Below are 6,214 nucleotides of genomic sequence, written 5' to 3'. Positions count from 1 at the left end.
TCCCCTTGAGGCGCGGGGGCTTGAGAAGGGGGAGGCCATGGGCCGCGGCATACTCCGCCACCGGGCTTGGTGTGGGCTTAAGCCCCCGGCCTTTGGGCTTATCCGGCTGGGTGACCACCAGCACCACCTGGTGGTGGCGGTTTAAGGCGTCCAGCACCGGCACCGCCCAGGCGGGCGTGCCAAAAAACGCCACCCTCATCTCTGGGAAAGCTCCTTCAGGAGGGCCCTAGCTTCCTTCTGCATCCGGGCCAGCTCCGCCCGGTTCTCCTGCAAAAAGGCCTCCCGCTTGGCCTTGGGCAGGCGTTCAAAAAAGAGGATGCCCTCCAGGTGGTCCACCTCGTGTTGGAAAACCCGGGCCATATACCCCTCCAGCTCCAGGGTGCGCTCCTGTCCCTCCTCGTCCTGGTAGACCACCCGGATCCGCTCCGCCCGGGGTACCTCCTCGGCGTAAAGCCCAGGGAGGGAAAGGCAACCCTCCAGGCCCTCCACCTGGCCCTCCCGGTGGGTGATCACGGGGTTAGCCACCACATAGATCCGGCGCACCAAGTCCCTTAGGGGCCTCTCCTCCCCCTCGGGCTCGTCGGCGTACTCCACCGCCACAAAAAGGCGCTCAGAAAGCCCAATCTGGGGTGCCGCCAGGCCCACGCCCCGGGCGGCAAACATGGTTTCCAGCATGTCCTCGGCAAGCTTCTTGAGGCCCCCGAAGTCCTGGACAGGCCGTGCCCGCTTGCGGAGCACCGGATCCCCGTAAAGGCGTATGGGGTAGATCATCCCACCTATTCTAGCGCAAGCCGCACCCTGCCCAAAACCTCCCCAAGAACCCGCACCCCCGAGGGTAGGGTGAGGACCAAGGGCCCCACCACCTCCCCGGGGCGGAAGCCCCCTTGGGGCCGGGCCTCCACCTGGGTTAGGCCTTCCAAGGCTTCCTTGGGCCCCACCACCTCCACCGTCTTGGGGGAGAAGGCCACCACCCTTAGGCCCGCCGGGGGTCTCAGGACCAAGGGCACCTCTTTGCGAAAAAGAGGGGAAGCCCGGGCCACCACCTGCACCTGGGCCGGGAAAAGCTCCACCCCCAGGAGGGGCCCTTGGGGGCCGAAGGCGGCCAGGGCCACCGTCTCCCCTCCCAGGTCCACGCCCAGGGCCACCACCGCCTCCTCCACCCGGCTTTTGGGCCCTTTGGCCTCCACGAAGGCCGGCTGGGTCTCCACCCAAGCCCCCTGGGCCAGTACCTCCACGGGCAAAGTGCGGGTGAGGATGGCCTCCACCCGGCCCTCCACCCGGGCGGGGCGGATCTCCAACACCTCCACCCCCTGGGGCACGGCCACCCGCACCTCCCGGGTGAAGGCCCCCTCGGCTCCGGAGAGGTCCAGGTAGGCGGACACGGGAACCCTGGCTCCCTCCACCAGGGGGGCAGGCCCCCTAAGGCGCAAGAGCACCTCCTTGGGTACCCCTTCCGCGGTGCGCTCCCCTCCCAGGCCCACCACCTGCAGGGGCACGCTTACCGCCCGCTCCACCACCGGAGCCCTCTCCCTTAGGGAGTACCAGACGGCGAAGGCCGCGAGAAGGGCGAGGAGGAAGCTTCCCCAGTCACGCACGGAGCACCTCCTTGAGCTTTTCCCGTAGGGCCTCGAGGCTCATGGGCGGGGAAAGGCTTCCCCCCTCGGCCAGCCTGATGGCCCCCGTCTCCTCGCTCACCACGATCACCAGGGCATCGGAAACCTCGGAAAGGCCCAAGGCCGCCCGGTGCCGGGTGCCGAGGCCCATCCGGGCCTCGGAAAGGGGGAAAACGCACCCCGCGGCGAAAAGCCGATCCCCCCTCAGGAGGGCCCCGCCGTCGTGCAAGGGGGTCCCAGGATAAAACACCGTTTGCAACAACCGGGCGGAAAGCCGGGCCTCCAACACCTCCCCTGTGGCCGCATACTCCCCCAGGGGGGTGCGCCTTTCCAGGGCCAGGATAGCCCCATAGCGCCTTTCCGAAAGCCGGGCCAGGCCCAGAAGGAGCTCCTCCAAGGCCAAGGAAGGGGCCCTGGGCCCTTGGGCCCGGCCGATGCGCTCCAAAAGCCCCCTGAGTTCCGGCTGAAAGACCACGATGAGGGCGAAGGCCCCCAGGGTGGCGGCGTTCCCCAAAAGCCACGAAAGGGTGGAAAGCCCAAGAAGGCTGGCCAGAAACCAAACCGCCAGGTAAACCAAGACCCCCCGCACCAGGTTCAGGGCCCGGGTTCCCGCCATAAGGCGCCAAAGGTAATAGAAGAGGATGGCTACCAGGAGGATATCCAGGGCATCGCGCCAGGTGAGGGGCATAGCCTATAGCAAACTCTTTCCCGGGCCCTCCCAGGTAAGGCCAAAAAGCGCCGCCCAGGTGGCCCCCAGATCCGCGAAGCTCTCCCGGGTACCCAGCTCCCCCTTCACCCCGGGACCCACCCAGAGGAGCATCCCATACTCCCGGGTGTGGTCGGTGCCGAAGAAGGTGGGGTCGTTGCCGTGGTCGGAGACCAAAAAGAGGTGGTCCTCGGGGCCTAGGGCTTCCAGGAGGCGGGGAAGGAAATCGTCCACCTCCTTTAGGGCCCGGGCGTACCCTTCCGGGTTTCTCCGGTGCCCGTACTTGGCATCAAAGTCCACCAGGTTGGTGAAGACCAGGCCGGAAAAGGGCTCCTCCATCAGGCTTAGGGTCTTCTCCAGACCGTCGGCGTTATCCCGGGTTTTCACCTCCCGGGTGAAGCCCCGATGGGCGTAGATATCGGGGATCTTCCCCACCCCCACCACCTCGAGGCCCCCCTCCTTAAGCAGGTCCAGGACATTCCGGGGTGGCTCCAGGGCAAAGTCCTTCCGCAAATCCTCCCGCCGATAGAAGTTCCCCGGCTCCCCGGCAAAGGGCCGGGCGATGACCCGGGCCACCTGGTGCTCCCCCACCAGCATCTCCCGGGCCGCCTGGCACCAGCGGTAGAGCTCCTCCAGGGGAACCACCTCCAGGTGGGCCGCCACCTGGAAGACGCTATCCGCCGAGGTGTAGACGATGGGAAAGCCGGTCCTTAGGTGGGCCTCGCCGTAGTCCCGGATGGCCTCGGTGCCGGAGTAGGGGCGGTTCAGAAGCCACCCCCCCACCCCGATCTCCTTGGCCCAGGCCCTAAGGAGCTCCTCGGGAAAACCCTCGGGATAGGTGCGGAAAGGCCCTTCCAGGTACACCCCCACGAACTCCCAGTGCCCGGTGGTGGTGTCCTTGCCGGGGTTCACCTCCCGCATGCGGCCAAAGGCCCCCTGGGGCTCGGGCCGGGGCAGGGTGTGAACCCCCTGCACCCATCCCAGGCCCAAGGCAGCCAGGTGGGGAAGCTCCACCCCGGTTTTCAGCACCGTGTGGTCCAGGGTATCCGCCCCCTCGTCCCCAAAAAGGGCGGCGTCCGGCAGATAGCCCAGGCCCACCGAGTCCAGGACGATGGCCGTCACCTTCATTAAGACCTCAGGCCCCCTTCTTCCTCCTCTTCCTCCGCCAGGGCCATGAGCTCCTCCGGGGTCATCTCGGAAAGGGCCCGGACCGCCTGGAACTCCTCCACCAGGCCCTGGATCTCCTCCATGGCCTCCTCCAGGGAAAGCTCCCCATCCTGGTAATCGTCCAACACTTCCTCTATGGCCTCCAGGATCCCCACCGCGGCGCTGGCCTGGGATAGGGCCTGGGCCATCTCCGAAAGCCTTTCTGCCAGGTCCATGCCCCCATGCTACCCCAAAAGCTCCGCCAACCGGGAAAGGGCCCGGCCGTACTTCTTGGCGAAGGCCCCGTGGCGGTAATCTTCGGGGAAAAGCTCCTGTAGAGGGGCACCGGAGGCCCGCAAGGCCACCTTAAGGTTGTACACCTGGTCCACGAAGTGCACGAAGCGTAGGGCGTCGTTCTGGTCGGGGATGGCCTCGAGGCCCCTGAGGTAGATGACCTCCACCCCCTCCAGGAGATAGCGGTAGCGGATGGGATGGAGGGTGCAGAGGTGGGCGAGAAGGCTGGGAAAGTCGTCCAGGGTCTTGCGGCGAGGGTCTTCCCGGTAGAGGGCCAGGAGCTCGGGATCGGAAAGAAGGACGGGCAACCGCTCCGGATGGCGGTGGCGGAAGTCCTCCCCCTCTATGCGTTCCACGGCGAAGCGCCGGGCCAGGCCTTGGATCTGGTGCCGGAACTGGTCGGCGTTGAAGCGCCCCTCCCCTAAGGCGCCGGGCGGGGTATTGGAGGTGGTGGCCACCCTTAGGCCCTTGTCCATGGTAAGGGCCAGGAAGTGGGTGATCATCTGGGCGTTGCCGGGGTCATCCAACTCAAACTCGTCCAGGAAAAGGTAACGCATGGCGGCAAACCGCTTGGCCCCTTCCCGTAGCCCCAATAGCCCCAGGGTGTAGGTGAGCTCCTCAAAGGTGAGGAAGGCCTTAGGAGGAGGGGCCTCCCAGTAGGCGGCCACCAGGAGGTGGGTCTTCCCCACGCCGAAGCCCCCGTCCAGGTAGAGCCCTTGCGGCCCGGGAAGCTTGGGCCGAAAGAAACCCTGGGGCCGGTCCTTAACCCATCGTCGCAGGCGCTCCTTGGCCAAGGTCTGGGAAGGGTAGCGGGGATCGGGCCGGTACGTGGCAAAGGTGGCGGCATGGAAGCGGGGTGGGGGCACAAGGCTTTGGAGAAGCCCATCCAACCCCACCTCCGGATAGCGGTCCACTAGACGCATGAAGCCCATTGTAGATGGGGATACCCCCTTGGCGTCAGCCTATTGGGCAAGCCTTCCTTGGGGGGAAGGTCCCGGTCTCTTTCCAGCCCCTCCATCCCGGGGAAGGGCTTTGCTACCATGGAAGGGTATGGTGCGCCTTTACGGGATTCCCGGTTGTGGACCCTGCGAGATTGTGAAGATGTTCCTGACCCAAAAGGGCGTCCCCTTTGAGTTTGTGAACGCCCGCCAGGACCCGGAGGCCGCGCGGAAGATCACCGAATTGGTGGGAAGCCCTACCGCGGGGGTGGTCCTGGAGTGGAAGGGAAGGGTGGAGGCCATCCGCGGGGTATCCCCAGCCACCCTCAACGCCTGGTGGACCAAGTACCAGGCCGGGCCAACCTCGCCCTCCCATCCAGGCTGACCCTACCGGCCGGCCCGAACGGGTCTGGATCCCGCCGCGTAACTTGCCAAAAACCAGGAAACCAAGCTTTTGGAATATCGGGTAAACTAGGTATATGGAGCTGGTAAAGCTTAGCCGCAAAGGGCAGATCTCCATCCCTAAGCGCTTCCTAAAGGCCTTGGGCCTCGAGGGCGAGGCCTATTTCCTCGTGGAACTTTCCCCCGAAGGGACCATCGTGCTCAAGCCGGCCGGGGTCTATCCCATAGAGATCTATTCCCAAAACCGCATCCAGGAGTTCCTGGAGGAGGATCGCCTTACCCCGGAGGAAAAAGAGCGCCTAGCGAAGGTTCTGGGCGAGGGTTAATGCGCCTCTTCCTGGATGCCAATGTTCTCTTTGCCGCCGCTTGGCAGGAGGGGAGAGCCCGAAGCCTCTTCCCCCTGGCAAAACGGGCAGAGGCCCAGCTCCTAACCTCTCCTCACGCTCTGGAGGAGGCGAGGCGCAACCTACTCCTTAAACGGCCCGAAACCTGGCCTCTTTTTGAGGAACTTTCCCTAGGGGTAGTCCTGGTCCCCGAGGCCCCAGCCCGGCTAGTCCACCAGGCCCTCAGGCAGGGCTTACCTCCCAAAGACGCCCCTGTTCTGGCCGCGGCCTGGGCGGCCAAGGCCGACCTCCTGGTCACCGGTGACCGCAAACATTTCGGCCCCCTTATGGGGCGTAAAGTCCGGGGGGTATGGGTGCTGTCCCTGAAAGAGGCCTGGTTCGTGCTTCTGCAAAAGGCAGAAGGGCAAAGGCCCCCTTCGTAAGCCTTGTCCCTCGACCTTGCTCCCTTGGGTATAATCCCCCCATGCTCACCCTAGACCTTTCGGACAAGAAGGCCCTCATCATGGGCGTGACCAACCAGCGGAGCCTAGGCTACGCCATCGCGGAAAAACTCCACCAAGCAGGGGCCACCCTGGCCTTCAGCTACCAAGGGGAAAGGCTTAAGGAAGAGGTGGAGAAGCTGGCCGCTCCCCTGGGCGCCCTCACCTTCCAGGCGGACGTCACCCAGGACGAGGAGCTGGACCGGCTTTTCGCTGGGCTCAAGGAGGCCTGGGGCGGGCTGGACTACCTGGTCCACGCCATCGCCTTCGCCCCCAAGGAGGCCATGGAGGG

Annotated in this window: 11 protein-coding genes; 4 read left to right on the top strand and 7 right to left on the bottom strand. The window is 65.5% G+C overall.

The window, feature by feature from the left end; all coding sequences use genetic code 11:
- The 7 genes from Q0693_RS00280 to zapE all read right to left on the bottom strand — a co-directional run.
- A partial coding sequence (locus Q0693_RS00280) for a formyltransferase family protein (protein WP_298628075.1) occupies positions 1 to 199 on the bottom strand: 199 nt, incomplete at its 3' end.
- On the bottom strand, positions 196 to 771 hold the full coding sequence (gene def / locus Q0693_RS00275; protein ID WP_298628073.1) for a peptide deformylase: 576 nt from the start codon (positions 769 to 771) through the stop codon (positions 196 to 198). The genes Q0693_RS00280 and def, both read right to left, overlap by 4 nt.
- A 5-nt stretch (positions 772 to 776) precedes the next feature.
- Entirely contained in the window at positions 777 to 1,595 is an 819-nt protein-coding gene (locus tag Q0693_RS00270; protein ID WP_298628071.1) for a hypothetical protein, read from the bottom strand.
- Positions 1,588 to 2,301: a diadenylate cyclase CdaA gene (gene cdaA, locus Q0693_RS00265; RefSeq protein ID WP_298628069.1), complete on the bottom strand. Its 714-nt coding sequence runs from the start codon at positions 2,299 to 2,301 to the stop codon at positions 1,588 to 1,590. The genes Q0693_RS00270 and cdaA overlap by 8 nt, the downstream gene beginning before the upstream one ends.
- A gap of 3 nt (positions 2,302 to 2,304) precedes the next feature.
- Positions 2,305 to 3,447, bottom strand: a complete 1,143-nt coding sequence (locus Q0693_RS00260; RefSeq protein WP_298628066.1) for a phosphopentomutase — start codon at positions 3,445 to 3,447, stop codon at positions 2,305 to 2,307.
- Positions 3,447 to 3,701, bottom strand: a complete 255-nt coding sequence (locus Q0693_RS00255) for a hypothetical protein (protein WP_243028027.1) — start codon at positions 3,699 to 3,701, stop codon at positions 3,447 to 3,449. The genes Q0693_RS00260 and Q0693_RS00255 overlap by 1 nt, the downstream gene beginning before the upstream one ends.
- Positions 3,702 to 3,710: 9 nt before the next feature.
- Positions 3,711 to 4,682, bottom strand: coding sequence for a cell division protein ZapE (gene zapE, locus Q0693_RS00250; protein ID WP_298628061.1), 972 nt, complete (start codon positions 4,680 to 4,682; stop codon positions 3,711 to 3,713).
- Between the two features lie 127 nt (positions 4,683 to 4,809).
- On the opposite strand from zapE, the gene Q0693_RS00245 reads away from it, so the two are divergent.
- From Q0693_RS00245 to Q0693_RS00230, 4 genes are all read left to right on the top strand, one after another.
- The gene (locus tag Q0693_RS00245; protein ID WP_298628059.1) at positions 4,810 to 5,082 is read left to right on the top strand and encodes a glutaredoxin family protein; all 273 of its coding nucleotides are present in this window, start codon (positions 4,810 to 4,812) and stop codon (positions 5,080 to 5,082) included.
- Between the two features lie 94 nt (positions 5,083 to 5,176).
- Entirely contained in the window at positions 5,177 to 5,425 is a 249-nt protein-coding gene (locus Q0693_RS00240; protein ID WP_243030796.1) for an AbrB/MazE/SpoVT family DNA-binding domain-containing protein, read from the top strand.
- Complete coding sequence (locus Q0693_RS00235) at positions 5,425 to 5,865, top strand: PIN domain-containing protein (protein ID WP_243030795.1); 441 nt, start codon at positions 5,425 to 5,427, stop codon at positions 5,863 to 5,865. Before Q0693_RS00240 ends, Q0693_RS00235 begins: the two co-directional genes overlap by 1 nt.
- A 41-nt stretch (positions 5,866 to 5,906) precedes the next feature.
- A partial coding sequence (locus tag Q0693_RS00230; RefSeq protein WP_298628049.1) for an SDR family oxidoreductase occupies positions 5,907 to 6,214 on the top strand: 308 nt, incomplete at its 3' end.

Source organism: uncultured Thermus sp. (assembly GCF_938010445.1).
GTDB classification, from domain to species: Bacteria; Deinococcota; Deinococci; order Deinococcales; family Thermaceae; genus Thermus; species Thermus altitudinis.
This window is presented reverse-complemented; position numbering and strand designations above follow the sequence as displayed.

Excerpts from the sequence above, each read along its gene's own strand:
- Q0693_RS00260 (WP_298628066.1), bottom strand. The coding sequence starts at position 3,447 with ATGAAGGTGACGGCCATCGTCCTGGACTCGGTGGGCCTGGGCTATCTG.
- def (WP_298628073.1), bottom strand. The coding sequence starts at position 771 with ATGATCTACCCCATACGCCTTTACGGGGATCCGGTGCTCCGCAAGCGG.
- cdaA (WP_298628069.1), bottom strand. The coding sequence starts at position 2,301 with ATGCCCCTCACCTGGCGCGATGCCCTGGATATCCTCCTGGTAGCCATC.
- Q0693_RS00255 (WP_243028027.1), bottom strand. The coding sequence starts at position 3,701 with ATGGACCTGGCAGAAAGGCTTTCGGAGATGGCCCAGGCCCTATCCCAG.
- Q0693_RS00240 (WP_243030796.1), top strand. The coding sequence starts at position 5,177 with ATGGAGCTGGTAAAGCTTAGCCGCAAAGGGCAGATCTCCATCCCTAAG.
- Q0693_RS00235 (WP_243030795.1), top strand. The coding sequence starts at position 5,425 with ATGCGCCTCTTCCTGGATGCCAATGTTCTCTTTGCCGCCGCTTGGCAG.
- Q0693_RS00245 (WP_298628059.1), top strand. The coding sequence starts at position 4,810 with ATGGTGCGCCTTTACGGGATTCCCGGTTGTGGACCCTGCGAGATTGTG.
- zapE (WP_298628061.1), bottom strand. The coding sequence starts at position 4,682 with ATGCGTCTAGTGGACCGCTATCCGGAGGTGGGGTTGGATGGGCTTCTC.